Source organism: Nitrosopumilus sp., assembly GCF_025699125.1.
Taxonomy (GTDB): domain Archaea; phylum Thermoproteota; class Nitrososphaeria; order Nitrososphaerales; family Nitrosopumilaceae; genus Nitrosopumilus.
This window is the reverse complement of sequence record NZ_JAILWC010000003.1, coordinates 185823-205534: the sequence shown is the minus strand read 5'-3', so window position 1 is coordinate 205534 and position 19712 is coordinate 185823. Positions and strand designations below refer to the sequence as shown.

Genomic DNA, 19712 nt, shown 5'->3' with positions numbered 1-19712 from the left:
AATAAATGAAATAAAATCTTGCTAGATTCTACTCTAGTTATTTTAGAACTTTACGCAGTGATTCATTCAATACTTTAGAATAACTGTATGAAGTCTGTTCCTGTTGAATTAATTTTGCTTGACGAAGTCGGAGTTTTTTATCAAGGTCTTCATCAATCATGATTGTGACTCGCTTACTCATTTTAATCATAGAAATTTTATGAATTTTACAATATAACACTATATGAAATGTTCCAAAAATGGGATCAATCATTTATGATTGAAATTACTTGATCCATTTTGAATGGTTTCTGAATAAGAGGTATGTTGAGTTTTTCCAATTTTTCCTCCGTAGTATAATTACTGTCTGCAGAAACAGCAACAATCCGTGCCTTGGGATTAACTTCTTGAATTTTTTTAATTGCGTAATAACCACTTCCGTTAGGCATGTTTAGATCTATTAGAACTACATCAGGATTGGTTTCCTTGAATAGTTTAACAGCAGCAGTTCCATTAAACCCATTTCCGACAACATTTACTCCCCTCTCTTCAAGAAATTCAGTAAATAGTCTAACAGTATCTTCATCATCATCAATCACAATTACTGATTTGGACATAGATGATAGTAAAAAAACAGTGCTTTAATATTTTCCATGATCTAGAATTGATAAATGGGAGGAATTGACAGATTAATTTCAAATGCTTTACTATTTGAAATTAAGAAAAAAATGGATTTGGAACTGCTCCATAAAGTTGAACGTGAATTATTTTTAGAACATGGAATGTCCATAAAGCTTTCAATTGAACATTTTCAAAAATTTACAAGTGTTCTCAAAAAAAATTCAAGTCTAGATGTTTCTAAATTTGAAAGAGATTGTCTAGATAAAATCATCAGAATAAAAGAATCAAATGAAAAATATTTTGTAACTATAATCAACCCAATTTTATCAGATTCAATATTAGAATTGTTCGGAGAGTATGACTCAAGATGTATTATTACAACCCTTTTAGATAAAGAATATACAATTCCACAAATCCTTAAAGAATCTAAAGCACCAAAAACTTCAGGATATAGAAAGATTGAAAATATGATGATCAACGGATTGATTGTTGAAACTGGAAAAGTTCTAAGTGAAAGTAAAAAAATATCTAAGCTTCAATGTGTTTTTCAAGAAATTAATTTAGATATTAAAAAGGGAAAAACTGTTGTAAATGGAATAATACCAAAGAAAATTATGGAAGAAAGTTCTAGTGTAAAATCAATACTTCGAACATTAGAATAAGAAGGAAAATATCACTTTACTAATTCAAGAAGGGATTTTGCTTGTTTGAAATGTACTTCATCTATCATTTTTCCATCAACAATAGTGGCACCTTTACCTTTTTGTGTTGATTCAAGATATGCCTTACAGACTTTTTCAGCCCAGAAAATTTCACTTTTATTAGGATGGAATAATTTGTGCACCACAGCGATTTGATCTGGATGGATGATACTTTTTCCTGAATAACCTAAACTTTTACCCAGTTTGCAATCTTTTACAAAACCTTTAGAATCTTTTAGATCCTGCCAGATGGCATCAATGGCCACAATTCCTGAAGCATGTGCATCTACAGGAATTTTTGTTCTAGAATATCTGGCACCTTCTGATTCTTTTGTATATTCAACTCCTAGATCATTTAGAAGATCAAAAACACCAAAAACTACTGCAGAAACTCTTTTTCCAAAAGATGCAATGTTATACGTGTTAACTACACCTTCTGCAGATTCAATTGACGGAATTATTTGAATTGGTTTTAGTTTTCGTGTTTTTTCTAATTTTGATAGTATTTTCTCAATTTTTTCCATCTCTTTTACATTATTTACCTTTGGGATAACAATACCATCAATTCCTTTTTGAACCACTTCTTTAAGATCAGAAGGGATTTTCCCTGAAGTTGGAGAATTTGTTCGAACAAAAATTGAAGATGCATAAGATTGTCTAGATTTTAATGCAGATTTGATAAGATTTCTTGCGTTAACTTTTTCATTGTCTGGTACTGAATCTTCAAGATCAAAGCAGACAATATCAGCATGTAATTTTTTTGCTTTTTCAAGAAATCTAGGATTATTTCCCGGAACAAAAATAAGACTTCTGAAAAGCTGTGTCATTAAATGATTAAGTGCCCTCTGGCTTCATTAAGATTTTGCCAAAGAGACCTTTTCCAGTTAACATCTTTGTATGAGCCTCTGCTGCTTGCTCAAAGGAATATGTTGAATCAATTGCTGCTTTAATTTTGCCTTGACCCATCCAATAAAGACCTTGATCTAATTCAGCTTTGGTTCCTTGTGTAGAACCTAGGATGTTTGTTCCTTTAAAGAAAATATGTCTAAGATCAGTTTGTGCATCGTATCCTGTTGTTGCACCACATGAAACTAGAGTTGCTCCATATTTTAGTAAGGTCAGTTGTTTGTTCCAGTGTGTTTCACCAATATGATCAAAGGAAACATCAATTCCTGGTGCTTCACCTTTTTTCTTTGCAAGTTCTTTTGAAATTGCTCTGACTTCTTTATGCCAGTCTTCTTTTCTATGATCAACTGCAAAATCTGCTCCAAGTTCTAGACATTTGTCTAGTTTGTCAGGACTTGCTGTTGCAATTACATCACAATTGTATAATTTTGCAATCTGAATTCCAAAGCTTCCTACTCCAGAACCACCACCCATGATTAAGACAGTTTGTCCTGGAACAATTTTGGCTCTTCCAACCAGCATATGCCATGACGTAAGTAATGTCATGGATGCAGCTGCTGCTTCATCATATGATACTCCTTCTGGAATAACTGAAATATTTACTTCGGGAAGATGAGTTACTTCTTGAAAAGCGCCCCAAGTTGGACCAGTTTGAAATCCCCAAATGGTCCTATTAATACAATCAAATTCTCTTCCATCAGTACATGCTTTACAAACTCTGCAAGACATATTTGAGTGAGAGACAACTCTATCTCCAACTTTGATATTTTTAACATCTTCACCAACTGCTATAACATCTCCAGCAGCATCTGAACCTGAAACATGTGGTAATGGAACAGCAACAGGTACTCCTCTCATTCCCCAAATATCGTTATAATTCAGAGCAGCTGCTTTTACTTTAAAGACAACTTCATCTGCTTTTGGTTTTGGATCATCTATATCCTGGACTTTGAGGATTTTAGAAAAATTATCATCTGGTGCATATTCATTGTATACTACTGCTTTCATGAATTAAACGATGGGCTACCCATAATTATATTTTTTCTGGATCATACTCGATTTATCTTAAAATCACGTTTTGGTTGTTGAATAGAAAGCAGAATTTGCTTGAGTTGATCATCTGATATTTGACCAGGTAATTTGCCTTGAGTTGCCATACCGATCAAATATTGTTCAACAAGATCAGATAGTTCTGATTTTACCATCTTGATATTATTTAGTCTCAATCTAGCTTCTGGTGAAAGAATCTGTTTTAGAATCTGTTCTTTTTGTGCGGATAACTCATTGTTGGTATTTTCATAAGGAGATTCGTTAGATTCTGGAAAACTCATTTTGAATCTATGTGTAAACTTTCAATTGAGGATTTTCAACGATTAGTTCTTTTAGAATTTCTGTGGATAACCTATCTAGTTTTTGCATTCCATTTTTAGAAATAATTCTACCTTTCTTCTCAACTTTTTCCAAATAACCAAGTTTTTCTAATCCTTGAATTGCATTGCGAATTATTGCGCCACCAGCATCTTTGTGATGAGCAGCTCCATATCCAGAGGGTTTACCTCCACCATAATCTTTTCTTAATTCGTTAATTCCAATTGGACCATGAAAGTATATTTTTCTCATAATTGATGCGCATCTAGTATACCACCAGTCTCGTTCTTGTGGAGGTTTATCTGCATGAGCTCCAGTTTTGACAAAGGGAATCCAAGAAGGTGCAGGAATATCTTCATTCTTTAGAATATCTGCTAGTCTTTTTATCAAAACATCTGCTGGGACATCGTATACCTTTGCCATAAAGTGAAAAAATCGATAATCGTCTTATAAATCATTGAGGTATTGTCACTAGATTATCAAATATAATATAGCCTAAAATACATAGATCAATACTCAACTTTTCCTATAGTTCAATTTTTGTATCAAGTACTATTTTTTTTAATTGTAGTGGATGGGGGTATAATTTTACGATAAGTATGTCCACACAAGTTACAAGAAATTCTGATTGATTTGACAGATGTTCTGCCTATACGAATTCTAGAATTTAATCCAGGCGCAATAAATGACTTGCATTTTTTACAGAAAACCATCCTAAGATCATAAGGCATCCTAATTTTGTGTCTTGTACTAATTCTTCTAGCAAGAAAAGCCTGACGCTGAGAAAGTTCAGGGTTAATTTTTGCATTAAGTATTGCTTTTTCAATTAAAATTTGCATTCGCTCTATTGCAATTTTTCTTACTGCAGACTTCACAATAATTTCTAAAACTGGACCTAAAAATTAGTTATTATTATAATGAATGAGATGCAGTCAGCGGGATTCGAACCCGCGTCACAGGGTTGGAAACCCCGAATACTAACCAGGCTATACTATGACTGCAACAGAATGCAAATTTCAGTTCCTACATAAAAATGGTTTTTTCACACTCATAGAGTAGTCTAGCAACTACAACATGACCTTCAAATGATTCATCACCAATAGAATATAGATCAGTTATTTTGTTTTCAACAGAATCTGAAAAATGTCCTTTTTGAAATCCACCAATTACAATACAGTCATTATTTGAAATTTCTGCAGCAATTTTTTCATATGAGCTTGGTTTACCTTTTGTTGAAAAACCAATTACTTTTGATGGATTTATTTCATCAAGTAGTTCTGAAAATGTTTTTTCTTTGATTTCCAGTAATGTTTCATTATTTGCTATAATTTTTTTTTCTTTGTACAGTTTTTCAATCACTCCCTCAAATCTATGATATGACTTTGGCACACGGACATTTTGACCAAAGTAAATTACTTTATCATCAAGTGTGTGTATGTAAATTTTTATTTTATTTTTAAGATATAATGGAATTGTGGTAGCTTCAAGTATTGAAAAATGTACTAAATCCGGTCTTCCTCTTTTCAATTCATTTTTAATTCCTTTCATAGCTGCAAAATGCCAAGAATTATCAAGTAAGATTTCAGAGGAATGTTTTCCAAGTTTTCTTGCATGAAAAATTATGGATGGATGATCTTGTAGCTCAAATGGAACAATTTCTAATGATGATTCAGATAAAATTAAAGAGATCATTTTAGTTAGTCATTTTAACTTGTTTTTTAAATTCAATCCAACTAGATTTTGGAGTACCATCACTGTTGATCAATCCTGCACTACATACATACTGATTTAGTCTCTCAATTACATGCTCACTACTTCCAAAACCAGAACCTCCAACAGTAAGTGTATCCTCACCAACTTCCTGTTCTTCAAATGCGCATGTTCCTTCAGGTTTGTCATATTGTCTGTACCAAGTAAAAAATTCTAATTCAGATTCATTTGCAGTGTAAAAATCAAAGGATTTTTGCATAAATTCTGTTTGTGAAGAATCACTGCCTCCAACAAAATCAGAAGTACTCCAGCTAAGTTCAAAAATTCCTACTTTCTTATCTCCAGCTAAATCAAACACTTGCTCTAAATCTTCAATTGCCTGTTCTGGTGTTTTGACAATATCATTTAGTGTGTCAACTGGTGAATAAGAAAAAGCAATGAAATCACCAACGGCTAAATCAGTCACAATATATCGTAGATTTTTGTTAATTACGTGGTGTAATGCAAATGCATTTCCTATTTTTACATCAGGATGTTTTTCTTTGGTTTTTTCATAAACTCCATTGAATAGATCCTTGTATACGGGAATATTTTGCTCATTGAATCTGAATTGAGATTCTGTTTCTCCTGCAAGAATAACTGTGTCTATGATGTCATATCTTGATAATATTGCATCAAGGACGCTAACCATTCTATCTTCTCCAATGGAGATTATTGGAGGTTTACCAATCCAACTTGGGAAAGGTCCAAGTGTTTCGCCATTTATTATAGAAAAGTAAAGTGTAACTTTGAGATTATTTTTTTTATTAAAACTCATCAATACGTCTGATTGTTGCCAATCAAATTCACCACGAACAGGTTCAACTAAATTCCAAAAGAGATAGACATTACTTCTTCCAATACCAGAGCTGGCGGCTTCGGAATAAATTTCATCCAAGTTTTGTAAAGTAACAGATTGACTAGGAGAATTAATCACTAGACCAATTTTTTCATTAGTTTGAGTAATAATTTCTGAATTGGGTATGGCTAAAACTGTGGACACTATCGCAATAATTACTATACCTACAATTATTCCTAGGATCTTCTTGTCCACATTGATTCAAAATGAAAAGGAAGTAAAAAAGTTGTGATTCTGTGATTTATCCAGAAGTACAACCACTGTATCCGCACTCAATGCAAATACTACAACCCTCTACGAATACAAGATTGTTTTTGCATGTTGGGCATAGACGATCTTCTGAAACCTCTTCTTGTTTTTGAGGTTCAATCTTGATTTCTTCGTCATGAATCTTTAATGCAAGTGCGGCATTTACTTGAGACTTGATGTATGGATTTGTGATGTTTTCTTTCACAAAAGCAGTCATGTAATCACTTGGTGGTACATCAAATATCTTCTGAGCATTTTCACTAGTCATATGAAGAACTTGTTTGTGTCTAGAGCCATCACGATAAACTGTCATTCCTTTTAGTCCAAGTTCATGTGCTAGAAGATATGCACACTTTACGTCTTCTGCAGTCACGTCATATGGCATGTTGATTGTTTTTGCAATTGCATTTCCAATCCAGTCTTGCCATACACCTTGAGCCATAAGATGATCAGCCCAATGAATATCCATTGCTGTAACATAGACATCCTGCATCCATTGTGGAATTTCAGGAATTCCTTTCAATGAACCGTAATTGTCTGCAATCTTTTCAAGGATTTCATCATTGTAAAGGCCATGTTCTTTGAGTGCTTCTTCAACTATCTTATTGGTATAGAAGAATCTTCCAACAGTTACTCTTTTCTCAAATACAAGAGCAAATGCAGGTTCCATTCCATTAGAACAGTCTGCAATCATGGAGAGTGTGCCAGTTGGAGCTACTGTAGTAGTCAAGACATTTCTGATACCATGTTTTTTGATTTTATCAATTAGTGGATCCCAATCACAAGAGTGAGATTCTTTTGGTCTCTCATAATATCCTGAAATAGGAATCTTTCCTTCTGGATATTCTGTTTTAGAACAGAGTGGGAACTCACCACGAGATTTAGCAAGTGCAACACTTTCTTCCATTGAATAGTATGACAGGGCTTCAGATAGTTTTGATTGTAGTTCATATCCTTCTCGAGAATTGTATGGGATTTTTAGTTTGTACAACAGATCAGCTACGCCCATCACTCCAAGTCCAATACGTCTAGACTCTTTTGATGCTACACTAATTTCCGGTACCGGATATGTATTGACATCAATGATGTTATCCAAGAATCTTGTTGTCTTTCTGATTGTTTCCTCATATCTTTGCCAATCAAATTCATAAGTTCCATCTGCTTGTCTCTTTACAAGATTTACTAAATTGATAGAACCTAGATTACATGATTCGTATGGATAAAGACTTTGTTCACCACACGGATTTGTTGCTCTAAGTGGTGCTTTTCTTGCTTTTGCAAATACATTGTATTTGTTAATTTGATCAAAGAAGATCAATCCAGGTTCTGCGCTCTTCCATGCAGAAAGTGCAATCAGATCAATTAGTTGATGCGCATTGATTTCTTTAACTGGTTTTTTATCACGTGGACTACGTAAGATATAGTTACCATCAGAAGTATTTACCAAGGCATGCCAAAAGTCCTCCCAGATACCAACGCTTACGTTAAAGTTTTCTAAAACTCCTGGTTCTGTTTTGTTTGTGATGAATTTTTCAACATCAGGATGCCATGCTTCAATAATACCCATGTTTGCACCACGCCTTTTTCCTCCTTGTTTGACTACTTCAGTGACGGTATTGATAATATTCATGAAAGATACAGGTCCAGATGCAACGCCTGAAGTGGATGCTACAATATCACCTTCTTCACGAAGATCAGAATAGTTGATTCCAACACCACCACCAGACTTGAAGATTAATGCTGCATCAGAGGTAGATTTCATGATTTGTTCCATTCCATCTTCCATTCCAAGTACAAAGCATGCAGATAGTTGTCCCAATCTTCCACCTGCATTCATCATGGTTGGTGAATTTGGTAGAAAGTCTTGTGCAGTCATTAGTTCAAAGTATTCTGTGATTTTGTCTGCATAATTATCTAGTTTCTTTGCTGCAAGTAATGTTAAAAGATCTTTGAAGCTTATCTTCATTTGACCTTTGTTTGCAAGACTCACGTAGTGATTGATTAAGGATCTGAAATGCCATTTGTTGAAGAAATAATCTCCTACTTTGAATTTATAATCAAAGGCATCTAGTTTTTCAAGATATGATTTTGCTTCTTCTACATCTTGTTTGATATTTCCTGATTTGTCAAAGATTTGTGAATCATATAGAATATCTCCAATTCCTACCAGAATTGCTACACGCTCAAACATTTGAGTTGGAGATTCAATGATCTCGTTTTTAGAATTTCGGAAAAGATATCTTGATGCCAAGACTCTAAGACAATTCAGATCAAACTTTTTGGAAACTGGATCAAGAGCCTTTAGATTCAAGACCTTCATTTTCTCTTCTCTTAGTTTTCTTCTCTCATGTCTGTAAACGATGTATGCTTTGGCAATATCGCTATTTCCGCTATCAATTAGAGTTGATTCTACAATATCTTGAATATCCTCAACAGTCGGTGTTCTAGTACTTGTAAATCCTTGTTCAACTAGTTTGTTAACTACATTCTCTGCTAGTTGATCGGCCAGACCACGATCGGCTTTAGAGGTGGCGGCCAATGCCCGAAATATGGCATTTGAAATTTTATTTTGATTGAAAGCCGTGACTGCGCCACTGCGCTTACGGATCTCATTGATCGTATTTTCAATTTGTGAATTGTCCATTATAATCTCCCCTCCGTGGTTAGAATGGTAGATGGTATAAACTATTTGTCCGGTTTTCTCAAAATTTTGATTTAATAAAATTGACAACGGTACAATGCCCATTGGAGTGGGGTCAAAAGAAAGACATTCATAAATTCATGCGATGATCGTACAGAGTATTTATTATTATGCTTTAATTATTGAGAAAAATGATCATGCTAAACAAGAAAAACATAATTTGTGAATTTTAATCACGCAGATAAGGTTAAAGCAAGCTTATTTTAGATAACAATAGGAAGTAAGCAGTTCGTCTGTATGGATCGACTCTTACTTGCTAGCGATTTTAATTATCAATCATTTAAACACGTAACTACTTATTTTTCTTCCTGCAAGAGTTAGAACCAATGTGGATATAACTTATGTGCTCGAAAAGTTTTGATCTTGTCCCGTTAATGAGTCAATTTTTTTAACACCGCTACTATGAATTTCATACTGGCATAACTTTGATAGTAATGATGAAGATCGCTCATCTGATTCTGATCAAAAAATTTTAAAAAATGATCGTAACTAGTTTTTCACATACGAATATCAGACAACGTATGGGGATTTACACTTTGGACATTTGTCCTCAAAGGGTTCATCCTTAAATCCACACTCACCACAAATTGCAATTTTTCTCACAGGCTTGAAAGAAGTCGTAAGTTCCGATGCTTTTTCAAGTGATTTTTTGATTTCATTTACCTTTGCATTCTTGTCAATTTGTAATGTGACTAGTAATCCTCCAGTGAGGATTTTTGAGAGCTTGTTTGATTCTACTATAGGGTCACTTTTGTTAGTAAAACTGGCAATTTCAGAGGCGTTAATTACTATTCCCTGTGAATAAGAGTCACCCTCCATTGAATTTAAGGCAGAGTTTTTGCCATATTTTTCGCCATCCAGAGTAGCAAAACGAGCAGATGCCTCAGTTTCAGTCATACATATTGCAACCGTATCACCTAATTCTTTACCTTTTTTGGCTCCAACATCAACTGCTGTTTGAATTACCTTATGAAGAATATCGCGTCCTTCTTTATTGTCTTGGAATCCAAGTATGTTAAAGACAGATTCTTTGAGTCCTACCAAGTTTACAACAAGTGAAACAGAACTACGTTGCATGTATTGTGTGTTCTTGGCAAGAATTGGGTTTAGTCCTCGTCTAGTAAGATCTGAGATCTCTTTCTTTCTTAATGCCATAGATGACAATGCTGGTTTCATTAGTAATGCAAGTCTTGCTCTAAAGTAAGTTTCATCTTTGTTTGATTCAAATGCAAGTCTTGGAAGATTAATTGAAACAGATTCCAAATTTATTGAAAGGGGAGCTGTGGTTTTTGTAGATCCATTTGTAACACCAGAACTAGAAGTTTGACCTTTAGCAAACATTACGTGTCCGCCAATAGAAATTATTTCAGCTATTGATTCTGAAACATCAGTAATTTTTCCTTTGTCAACATCTATTATCAAACCAATTTTTGGAATTGGAGTAATCTTTGTGTAATTCTTGTATGCATTAATAATTGAATTAATTATCTTTGTATCAGTTCCTAATTGTAATCTAATTGATACCTTTGTACTTGTTTTGTTATATTTTGCAGTTGTAGATGCAGTTGCAAATGCATCAGTGAGTTTTTGTTCAAGTTCTGGAATGGACTTTGAATGTTTTGTAAATAATTGCACTAATCCATCAATTACAACTTCTTGTGAAGCCTCCTTTGACAAGAGTGCAATTACAATTGATAGTGAACTTGTAATGTCATCAAGTTGTTTTGATGCAGGAATTCTAGATACATCAAGATATTTTCCACCAAGATTAATTCCATCTTCGATTAATTCCTTGATATTAACAAATATGGTATCAGGAATCATAGACCAAATTCCAGGATTAGTAATATGCAAGTCTCCAGAAAGATGTGAATCTGCCACATCTTTTGGTAAGATGTTAGTTAATAGATGTTCAGCAAATACCCTCTGTCCTGTGTTAAAAAGAAGACCTTCAGCGCCATTATCTACATTGTCTAGATTGGAGATCATCTCCTGAACGTCATAAACAGGAAGGCCTAGGCGTGCAAGTTTATTCCTATATTCCTCATGACCATGCTCTAGAAGGACAGAGTTTACCATTTCTCTGATTAGTGAGCCAGTCAGATAGGTGGTCTGGTATTTGTAAATTCTATTTTCAACTTCTTCAGTAATTTTTTGTGCAAGTTCCAATGGAAGACTTCCTTCACGAACCAGAGATTGAATAATTTTATGTGAATTGAATTCCTCAATTGATTGGTGAGATGTTCTAACGTACATTTTTCCACTTTCAATAATTGATCTTTCTTCAATTTGTCTTGCCAAACTCAAAACTAGCTTTCCAAGATTTGTAATAGTGTATCGTCTTTCAGATTTGTTAAGTGCAACAAGAGATTGTCTAAGTAATTTTCTCAAGTGGTATGCAAATTTTCCACTTTCTTTTTTTGACTTGAATCCTGCAAGGGATTTTAATTCAGAATAAGTTAAAGGACCTTTAGAATTTAAGATTCTAAGGATATCGATTCTGTTTGGACTTGCCATAACAGAGAAAATCATTCTTACACGTTTTGATGTAGATTGTAAAATGCCACTTCTCTTGGGTGATGAATCAGAGTCTAACTCTAAATCGTCATCGTCATCTAGATCAGCATCCAAATCTAATTCTAGATCCTCATCACTCATTTTCATGTTTTTTTTCTTGACTAAGGAGTAAATAAGACTTGTGACTAGATCATTTTTGAACATTTTTGATCAGTTTGGGATCAACTTGGATCAGTTTTCCAATTTGCAGAGGAAATTTTTTAATAATCACTAACTGTTTTTTTAAAAAAATCTAAAAAATGATCCTTTTGGTGATCAGTTTTCTTGAACATCAAGTGAAAATTCTGAAGTGGAAAGTTTCTGTCCACAGGATGGGCATTTTCCATTTGTTGGATTCAAAACATCTTTTAGAGATTTTAGCATTTTCATATTTGTGATCTTTTCTCCACATTTACCACAAGTTATTTCTACAGACATAGAGATTATCACCTAGCAAAATTATTAAGAATCGATTTTGATTTTTTTTAATAATTCAAACAAATTATTTTACTGCTTTTTAATGATGATTCCACAGCCATCTTCAAAACCAGTTATATGTGCTCTAGTTCCAATCGGAAGATCCTCAGGAGTGGCAATTCCTGCCATAAATCCAGAAATTCTCAGATCAGTATTATCTAGTTGAAGTACAACAAAGGCATACGGTGTATATTTTTCAAAGCCCGCAGGGGCAACAGTAATGATGGTATAAGTTGCAATTGAGCCCACACCATCTAAAATAACATCTTCAAACCCTTGACTGCCGCATTTGAGACAGTAATAGGCAGTAGATAAATGAAGATATCCGCATTTAGTGCATTTATGAGTTAAGAGTTTACCCTGTTTTGCATATTCAATTAGTTGTTCTTCAATAGTCATTTTACACACTTTGGAATATGTGAACTGCACAACTTGCTCCAGTTGCGCCAAAGTTATGAGTTAAACCAATTTTTGCATCTTTAACAGTTCTTTCACCAGCTTTTCCAGTTAGTTGATCAAATACTTCTACTACTTGTCCAACACCTGTTGCTCCGATTGGATGTCCTTTTGATTTAAGACCGCCTGATGGATTAATTGAAATGTCAGAATTTAATTTTGTTCTACCTTCACGAACAGCTTGAATGCCTTGTCCTTTTTCAAAGAATCCCAAGTCTTCAGTGTCGACTACTTCTGCAATTGTAAAGCAGTCATGTACTTCTGCAAAGTCAATATCTTTTGTAGTAATTCCTGCCATTTTGTATGCATCTGCTGCTGCAATTTTTGTACTAGGAATTGTTGTCATATGTTCACGTCCTTGCAATGCAGCAGGAGAACCTCCCCTACCAGAACCAATTACTTCAATGTAATCACCACCGTGCTCTTTTGCAAACTTTTCAGAACAAAGAATAACAGAACTTGCACCATCAGAAAATGGACAGCAATCATAAAGTTTTAGAGGACTTGCAACTACGGCAGAGTTCATTACATCATCAATTGTAATCTTTTTTTGCATGTGAGCTTTAGGATTAAGGAAACCATTGTCGTGATTCTTTACTGCAACTGCTGCAAAGTCTTCTTCAGTTGCATTAAACTCTGTCAAGTAAGCTCTTGCCATAGACGCAAACAATCCAGGAAATGATGCACCAGCTTGACCTTCATAAAAAAAGTCAGAACAATATGCAAAGTAAGTTGTTGTCCATTCAGTTCCTGTGTGAGTTACTTTTTCAACACCAGTTACAACCAGACAATCATAAAATCCTGCCGCAACATTGGCGTATGCTTCTCTAAAAGATACAGAGCCACTTCCACATGCAGACTCTATTGTTAATGATGGTTTATCTGGAATTCCTAATCTGCTCATCAAGACAGGACCAATATGGACCTGTTTATCAGCAACACCAAAGACGTTTGAAATGTATGATGCTTTGATGTCTTTTGGAGAAATTCCTGCGCTTTCTATGGCTGCAACTGACGCCTGAGTAGTAATATCGGCTATGCTTTCAGATAACTTTCCATATTTGGTGCTACCAGCGCCAAGAACACAAACCTTTTCCACAAATGTCACTGACCCAAGTCCCTATAAAAATTGTTTTAGTAAATCCAACATTGAAGAAGCCAAAGAGTTCACTCAAAACTGTTCAGGTCAAAAAGACAATAGTAAGACATACAGCAAAAACTACAAAGTCAAAGACCAGTATATTCAAAAAAGAAATTATTCAGTATTTGGATGTAAATGGATATCTTTCATGGTCATCAAAAGAGAAGAAATACATAATTCTTGGAACAAATTCTCCAAAAAATGGACTTGTAGAGTGTCCTCAATGTAAGCTGGGTGAACTAATGGTAATTAGATCTAAAACTACAAGAAAGCGTTTCATGGGCTGTTCAAACTTTTACGGGGGATGTAAAGCATCATCTCCATTACTACAAAAAGCAAGACTGAGGGCAACAAAAAATCCGTGTGATGTTTGCAAATGGCCAATGATAATTTTTCGTTATTCAAGAAAACAAAAGTGGACCAAACAATGTTCAAACTTTAATTGTGAAAGCAGAATAATCAAGCCTTCAAAGTAGGATAAACATCTGTTCTTCTGTTTTTAAGTAATGGCAAAACTTTTCGTGTTTGTTTTACCATATCCAAATCAATATTTACAAAACCTATGCCTTGTTTCTTTTTCATATCAAGTAAAATTTTTCCATAAGGATCAACTACTAAGCTTCGTCCGCAGTAAATATTTCCAACTTGATCGGGTGCAATGATGTAACATCCATTTTCAATTGCACGTGTTTTGTTAATTGTGATCCAGTGTTCCTCCTTCATATTTCCTTTAACCCAAGCTGATGGTATAATTAGTACTTCAGAACCTGCAACAGCTAAAGATCTTGACATCTCTGGAAATCTTAAATCATAACAGATCATCATGCCAATTTTTCCAATAGATGTCTTTACAGGCTTTGCAATTTTAGAGCCTGAGACCATTTTATCTGATTCTTTAAATCCTAATGCATCATAGAGGTGAATTTTACGATATGTAGAGATTATCTTGCCTGATTTATCAATTACAAAAGAAGTGTCATATACACGATCTTTCTTTTTACTCTTTTCATAAAATGAGCCTACAACTTGGATTTGATTCTCTTTTGCAGCTTTTGCAATTGTTGTGACAAAAGTACCATTAATTGTTTCAGCTAAACTAGCTAATTGTTTTGAAGTCTGAGAAGAGTTTGTGTAAAACATCATGAATTCTGGAAATGCGCATAGTGTTGCATTTTTTGCAGCTGCCTTTGAAATGTACGAAACAATTTTTTTTAAATTATCTTCTTTTTTTGTTGATGCTTTGAATTGAATGACTGCTGCTTTCATAAAATTGATTAATTGAATCGCAATAAAAGGATAAACTCTTGGTACAAACATAAAATGTACCATTTTCTTATTATGCAAATTTGATTAATAGAAGTCAAACCGACCATAGTGTGTATGTCAATCCCTGACTGGGGGAATTTTTCCAGTCCATCATTTTTAAAAATATAAATAAATTATTTGTTATCAGATAAAAATAATCAGCATATATGGATTCATTTATGATAAAAACGAACTGCAAAAGTTTATCAAGTAAAATCGCAACAAGTAGAAAATTAACTTAAGAGACTTTGATTATACCTTGTTGTGCTAAAAATTGTATTCCTTTAACAAAATCAGCATCAGTTATTGATCCATCTGACCACCATGCTGCGTTGTTTCGAATCCATTGAGGTATCTCTTGAGACATGACAGATGATTCTGTTGTTTGTTCTATTTGAATAATTCCTTGTTGTGCTAAAAATTGTATTCCTTTAACAAAATCAGCATCAGTTATTGATCCATCTGACCACCACTTTGCGTTGTTTCGAATCCAGTCAGGAATTTGTGTGCTGTCAGAACTTTCTACTGTCTCAATTTGGGACGTCATCTCAAACTCTAGATTCTTTATAATCCCATACAAATGAATTGTGTGTATCCCTGTATTGGTAGGGATGAATTTGGCATGATACACGCCCAAATTTTCTTTATTCTCTTCTAGTAAAAGAAAGGTTTTTGATCCACCCGCAGATACACTTACTTCAATTTCATCTGCAAGTCCTGAAAGATGCTTCTCAGTTGCTTTGTCTGTAGAATCATCCATCTTATTAAAAAAAATCATATCATAGATCAGCTTATCAGATTCTTCTGCAAGTGACACTGTAATCTCTATTGCATTATCCATTCCCACCAAGGGCGGTTCATTCTTCCAACCTGTTTCAATTTTAAAATCCCCAACAACTTTTGCAGAATGTGCAAATGCTGTAGAGGTCATTCCAAATATGAAAAGCGTTATGGTAAAAATAAGAAGTAATTTAGAAGTCATGTTAAAAAAAATTATTGAGCTGGAATTGCCCAATTATTTTGAATCAGTACTGAAGCTTGATATTCATCAACACAAACTGGACTGTTATCTGACACACGTAATAATTGTACATGTTTTGTACTGCATTTGATGTCCTGATTTACTTTGTCAATTGGAGAATCGGATATTGTGAGTTCATTGGTGGTTTCCTCAGATATTTTTGCTTGCACAGAGTTCAGAGTATTTACCAAAACTGGTGCAGGTTCATTTGAGATTATGTCTAACACGTTATGGAAATAGTTCGTATTTGCATTTCTTTTTTGATCCCAGATCTTTGTGACAATTGTATTTGCGTCAAACTTTTGTACAGGCGTAAAATTAAACTTTACACCAATAATTGGACTGTTGTCAAGGACTTGAACGCTGACATCTTTGACTAGTTTTTGTTTGTCAAAAACAGTTGTGGTAGTTTTTCCATCAAATGTCTTACTCCATTCTATGGTAACTGGGCTATGTGGAACCATTACTCCAGACAAGAATTTTTCCTCGTGACCCAGATTCAGCTCGACATGTTTTAGTTCCGCATATCCTCTATTATCATATATTTTTAGTGTGATCTCCACAGGTTCCCCAATTTGGAGAATTTGAGAATTAAGATCTTGTTTGAACGCTTCTACATCAAACGTCTGACCGTTGATGGTTAATCCTCCAAAAACTTGTCTTTTCCCACTTGCATCAACACCCAATGTAGGTGGATTACAGTCTGAACATCCACCACCACCATGATTATGCCCTGCATGAGCATATGCTGCTGATGGAGTAAACAATAGAGTAATCGCACATAGAATTGGCAATATCATCAAGATAGTTTTTGTCGTCATCAAGTATGGCATCACATTTATCATAAAAAGAAAATTGGTACATTCTACGAATGTACTGACATAATTCTGAAATCAAATGTGTGATTTGACGATATGGCCCACAAGTGTCAGATGTGGAGGCTATCTATTTTAAAAATAATTAAAGTTGGTTTCCCGCTAGAAACCAATTTTCTTTAGGATTGTCTTCAAAAACAACAATAACATGATTCTCTTTTGTTTTTAGAATCTCTACTGCAGACTTTGTTATTGCTTTTGCATACTCGTCTTTTTGTTCCTGCGTTCTACCAGGATACATTGAAACTGTAATCAACGGCATAAAAATTTCAGATAGATTCGGAGATTTATGCGTTCAATAATCTGGTCTGTAACCATATCTTGTTCCATAAGTAAACTCTGAACTGTGAGTCTTTTTGTAGAGATATCCTGTTGCCAGACCTACAACAAATCCGCCAATGTGAGCAAGATATGCTACGCCTCCCCCAGCCACGCCGAATCCGCCAATAAAAAAAGGTAGCAGATTTTGGAAAACTAACCAAAATGGCAAGAACCATCTTGCTTGGATATGCATCATTCTCCAAAAGAACCCCATCATCAGAAATGTCTGGATTCTAGCTTTTGGGAAAATCACAAGATAAGCTCCTAGTACGCCAGAGATTGCACCTGATGCGCCAACTGCAGGAATTGGACTGCTAGCATCACCGTAAATATGAATTAGTCCTGCAAGAATTCCCCACAGCAAATAAATTCCAAGATATTTTATTTTTCCAAATTTGTGTTCAATGTTATCGCCGAAGATCCACAAAAACAACATGTTTCCTCCAAGATGCATCAAACCTCCATGCAAAAAGATTGAACTTAGTAACGAGAAATATGGTGCGTCAGGACAAGACACACGTAGTGGACCTGCACCAAAATCAACGTTTACAACAGTTCCACCAGTAACGCAACTTGGAACAGCACCCCAGTTGTAGAATAAATTAAATGCATTCTGATTTGTAAAGTCAAAGAATTGACCGGTAAATGTAACTTCAATAAAAAATACAATTACATTGATTATGATTAATGCATAAGTTACAGTTGGTTTGAATCCTGGTGGATGTGGATTTTCATCTCTTAATGGAAGCATTTGTGATTTTATTTGATTAAAATTTGTATAATAACATTATTCAGCTTGTTATTTGTAAAATTCCTTCTTTTATGAGAAACTGAATTCCTTGAATAAATGAGTCGTCATCAATTGTACCTTCAGACCACCATGCTGCGTTATTTTTAATCCATTCTGGAATTTGATTTGAGGTCGAACTGCTACCTTGTGTAGTATAAGGTATTTGCAAAATGCCTTCTTTTATGAGAAACTGAATTCCTTGAATAAATGAGTCGTCATCAATTGTACCTTCAGACCACCATGCTGCGTTATTTTTAATCCATTCTGGAATTGTTGATGAATCATTTTGAATATCACTAGGTGGTTGAATAACTAGAATAAAATTTCCTTTAGATAATGAATTTCCGCCTATGTTAGATAAAACAAAATTTGCAGTGCCAGATTGTTCATCACTAAATGTGATTTTGTGTGAATTTGGTTTTTCAGAATTTACATTTCCTGCTAGATGTTTTGAAAATATTTCGTTATTTTTTTGTATTATCGATAGATCATATTCTACGAGTTTTTTTGATTTATCTGAAAAAATCTCCTCAAAAGCAACAAAAAACGTAATTTCGTCTTCTGTGTGGATAATTTCAGGCTCCCATGACAAAAATACTTTGTATCTTAAATCAGGAGTTACAAATTCTAGGGGAAATTTGACAATTTCACTTGGTCGTAGGTGAAAATTCATTATTGTGTCAGATATCTGTATTGCCTCATTTTGGATTTGTTTGATTAATTCCTGATTTACAACTATGTGGATTGTCCTGTCTTCAAAAGAATAATCATCAATTGTTACAGATTCATCTGGTAGTAGAATTCCATTGACTGTTGAATCATATCTTGTTGAAAGAAAATCTCCAAAAGTATTTGGCACCCTAATTTCTTGATGAACCACACTTAGTTGTTCAAGATCTTGATTCCAATCAAATGGCATTGAAAATTCTATTGTATTTGATTCAAAATTAAAGTTGTTTATAGTATCAAAATAAGATATTACTTGGAGTGTTTTTTCTTCATTTAGGTAATCATTTACATTGAAATAATTTGTTTGAGCAATGCTAATTCCACCATCTAATATTATTTCTTCATTAATTATATTAGAATCAGAATTAATTGATAGAATTTTTACAGTATATTCATACAATCCACCAGAAGTAAAAGCTGGACCTCTAAGAGTTAATGGATTAGAATCACTTTTCATCCAACCTCCCAAAACTGGTTCTTTGATTCCCTCTATTGTAATATCGTTTGAATTATCTGTTAATACTTTGATGTTGAGATTTCCTAGTTCATCATGAAAAATATCTTTGAAAATTTGTTTCCCGTCTTTTTTTAATTCAAATTCAAATGTAACATGTTCAATTATTGCATCAGTGTTTGAATCAAAGAGTCTAAGTGAGATGTACTTTTCAGGATTTTCATCAAAAACTGATGGCGTTATACTAATTGAAAGTGAAGCTTGTTTATTGTCAATGATTATGGGTGGTAAAACTTCTCCACCTAATCCATGTCCAAACACATTTGGAATTATTGCAAATGAAAATATAATGCAAATTACAATTATTGAGGCTAAAATTTTCAAGATTTTATTGCTTGGAATTTCTGCTATTAAAATTTCATGAAATAAAAAAGGTAAGAAACTAATATACAAT

22 protein-coding genes and 1 tRNA gene are annotated in these 19712 nt (G+C 34.0%); 2 read left to right on the top strand and 21 right to left on the bottom strand.

What is annotated here, in order from left to right:
* Positions 1–37: 37 nt before the first annotated feature.
* Both K5783_RS08670 and K5783_RS08665 read right to left on the bottom strand, forming a co-directional pair.
* A complete protein-coding gene (locus tag K5783_RS08670) occupies positions 38–181 on the bottom strand; it encodes a hypothetical protein (RefSeq protein WP_200829101.1) in 144 nt (47 codons plus the stop codon).
* Positions 182–245: 64 nt separating this feature from the next.
* A complete protein-coding gene (locus K5783_RS08665) occupies positions 246–596 on the bottom strand; it encodes a response regulator (protein WP_297473754.1) in 351 nt (116 codons plus the stop codon).
* A gap of 54 nt (positions 597–650) precedes the next feature.
* On the opposite strand from K5783_RS08665, the gene K5783_RS08660 reads away from it, so the two are divergent.
* Positions 651–1262 carry a transcriptional regulator gene (locus K5783_RS08660; RefSeq protein WP_297473753.1) on the top strand — a complete coding sequence of 204 codons (612 nt, stop codon included), beginning with the start codon at positions 651–653 and terminating at the stop codon, positions 1260–1262.
* Between the two features lie 11 nt (positions 1263–1273).
* Here the strand turns inward: K5783_RS08660 and K5783_RS08655 are convergent, their stop codons facing one another.
* The 13 genes from K5783_RS08655 to K5783_RS08595 all read right to left on the bottom strand — a co-directional run bounded on the left by K5783_RS08655 (position 1274) and on the right by K5783_RS08595 (position 13730).
* Positions 1274–2128 carry a CoA ester lyase gene (locus K5783_RS08655; protein ID WP_297473750.1) on the bottom strand — a complete coding sequence of 285 codons (855 nt, stop codon included), beginning with the start codon at positions 2126–2128 and terminating at the stop codon, positions 1274–1276.
* Between the two features lie 7 nt (positions 2129–2135).
* Entirely contained in the window at positions 2136–3215 is a 1080-nt protein-coding gene (locus K5783_RS08650) for a zinc-binding dehydrogenase (RefSeq protein WP_297473749.1), read from the bottom strand.
* Between the two features lie 41 nt (positions 3216–3256).
* Positions 3257–3538, bottom strand: a complete 282-nt coding sequence (locus tag K5783_RS08645; RefSeq protein ID WP_109877456.1) for a DNA-binding protein — start codon at positions 3536–3538, stop codon at positions 3257–3259.
* Positions 3539–3545: 7 nt separating this feature from the next.
* Positions 3546–3998: a 30S ribosomal protein S19e gene (locus K5783_RS08640; protein WP_297473747.1), complete on the bottom strand. Its 453-nt coding sequence runs from the start codon at positions 3996–3998 to the stop codon at positions 3546–3548.
* Positions 3999–4120: 122 nt separating this feature from the next.
* Positions 4121–4450, bottom strand: coding sequence for an RNase P subunit (locus K5783_RS08635; RefSeq protein ID WP_297473746.1), 330 nt, complete (start codon positions 4448–4450; stop codon positions 4121–4123).
* A gap of 52 nt (positions 4451–4502) precedes the next feature.
* Positions 4503–4576 (bottom strand) — tRNA-Gly (locus tag K5783_RS08630).
* Positions 4577–4598: 22 nt separating this feature from the next.
* Positions 4599–5267, bottom strand: a complete 669-nt coding sequence (locus tag K5783_RS08625) for a ribosome biogenesis protein (protein ID WP_297473743.1) — start codon at positions 5265–5267, stop codon at positions 4599–4601.
* A gap of 1 nt (position 5268) precedes the next feature.
* The gene (locus K5783_RS08620) at positions 5269–6378 is read right to left on the bottom strand and encodes a hypothetical protein (RefSeq protein ID WP_297473742.1); all 1110 of its coding nucleotides are present in this window, start codon (positions 6376–6378) and stop codon (positions 5269–5271) included.
* 46 nt (positions 6379–6424) lie between these two features.
* Positions 6425–9076 carry an adenosylcobalamin-dependent ribonucleoside-diphosphate reductase gene (locus K5783_RS08615; RefSeq protein ID WP_297473741.1) on the bottom strand — a complete coding sequence of 884 codons (2652 nt, stop codon included), beginning with the start codon at positions 9074–9076 and terminating at the stop codon, positions 6425–6427.
* Positions 9077–9643: 567 nt separating this feature from the next.
* Positions 9644–11797, bottom strand: a complete 2154-nt coding sequence (nrdD, locus tag K5783_RS08610; RefSeq protein WP_297473739.1) for an anaerobic ribonucleoside-triphosphate reductase — start codon at positions 11795–11797, stop codon at positions 9644–9646.
* 168 nt (positions 11798–11965) lie between these two features.
* The gene (locus K5783_RS08605; RefSeq protein ID WP_200829102.1) at positions 11966–12127 is read right to left on the bottom strand and encodes a hypothetical protein; all 162 of its coding nucleotides are present in this window, start codon (positions 12125–12127) and stop codon (positions 11966–11968) included.
* A 69-nt stretch (positions 12128–12196) separates the two neighbouring features.
* Positions 12197–12565, bottom strand: coding sequence for an OB-fold domain-containing protein (locus tag K5783_RS08600; protein ID WP_297473736.1), 369 nt, complete (start codon positions 12563–12565; stop codon positions 12197–12199).
* Between the two features lies 1 nt (position 12566).
* Positions 12567–13730, bottom strand: coding sequence for a thiolase domain-containing protein (locus tag K5783_RS08595; protein ID WP_366939180.1), 1164 nt, complete (start codon positions 13728–13730; stop codon positions 12567–12569).
* Between K5783_RS08595 and K5783_RS08590 the strand changes: the two genes are divergently transcribed.
* Complete coding sequence (locus K5783_RS08590) at positions 13724–14239, top strand: DNA topoisomerase (RefSeq protein ID WP_366939179.1); 516 nt, start codon at positions 13724–13726, stop codon at positions 14237–14239. The two genes, K5783_RS08595 and K5783_RS08590, sit on opposite strands and share 7 nt — an antisense overlap.
* Here K5783_RS08590 and K5783_RS08585 read toward each other — a convergent pair.
* From K5783_RS08585 to K5783_RS08560, 6 genes are all read right to left on the bottom strand, one after another.
* Entirely contained in the window at positions 14223–15029 is an 807-nt protein-coding gene (locus K5783_RS08585) for a carbon-nitrogen hydrolase family protein (protein ID WP_297473730.1), read from the bottom strand. The two genes, K5783_RS08590 and K5783_RS08585, sit on opposite strands and share 17 nt — an antisense overlap.
* Positions 15030–15306: 277 nt before the next feature.
* Positions 15307–16050: a peptidase gene (locus K5783_RS08580; protein ID WP_297473729.1), complete on the bottom strand. Its 744-nt coding sequence runs from the start codon at positions 16048–16050 to the stop codon at positions 15307–15309.
* A gap of 11 nt (positions 16051–16061) precedes the next feature.
* Positions 16062–16910: a hypothetical protein gene (locus tag K5783_RS08575; RefSeq protein ID WP_297473728.1), complete on the bottom strand. Its 849-nt coding sequence runs from the start codon at positions 16908–16910 to the stop codon at positions 16062–16064.
* Between the two features lie 139 nt (positions 16911–17049).
* A complete protein-coding gene (locus tag K5783_RS08570) occupies positions 17050–17226 on the bottom strand; it encodes a tautomerase family protein (protein WP_008300807.1) in 177 nt (58 codons plus the stop codon).
* A gap of 33 nt (positions 17227–17259) precedes the next feature.
* Positions 17260–18036, bottom strand: coding sequence for a rhomboid family intramembrane serine protease (locus K5783_RS08565; RefSeq protein WP_297473724.1), 777 nt, complete (start codon positions 18034–18036; stop codon positions 17260–17262).
* 40 nt (positions 18037–18076) lie between these two features.
* The gene (locus K5783_RS08560; RefSeq protein ID WP_297473723.1) at positions 18077–19642 is read right to left on the bottom strand and encodes a peptidase; all 1566 of its coding nucleotides are present in this window, start codon (positions 19640–19642) and stop codon (positions 18077–18079) included.
* Between the last annotated feature and the right edge of the window lie 70 nt (positions 19643–19712).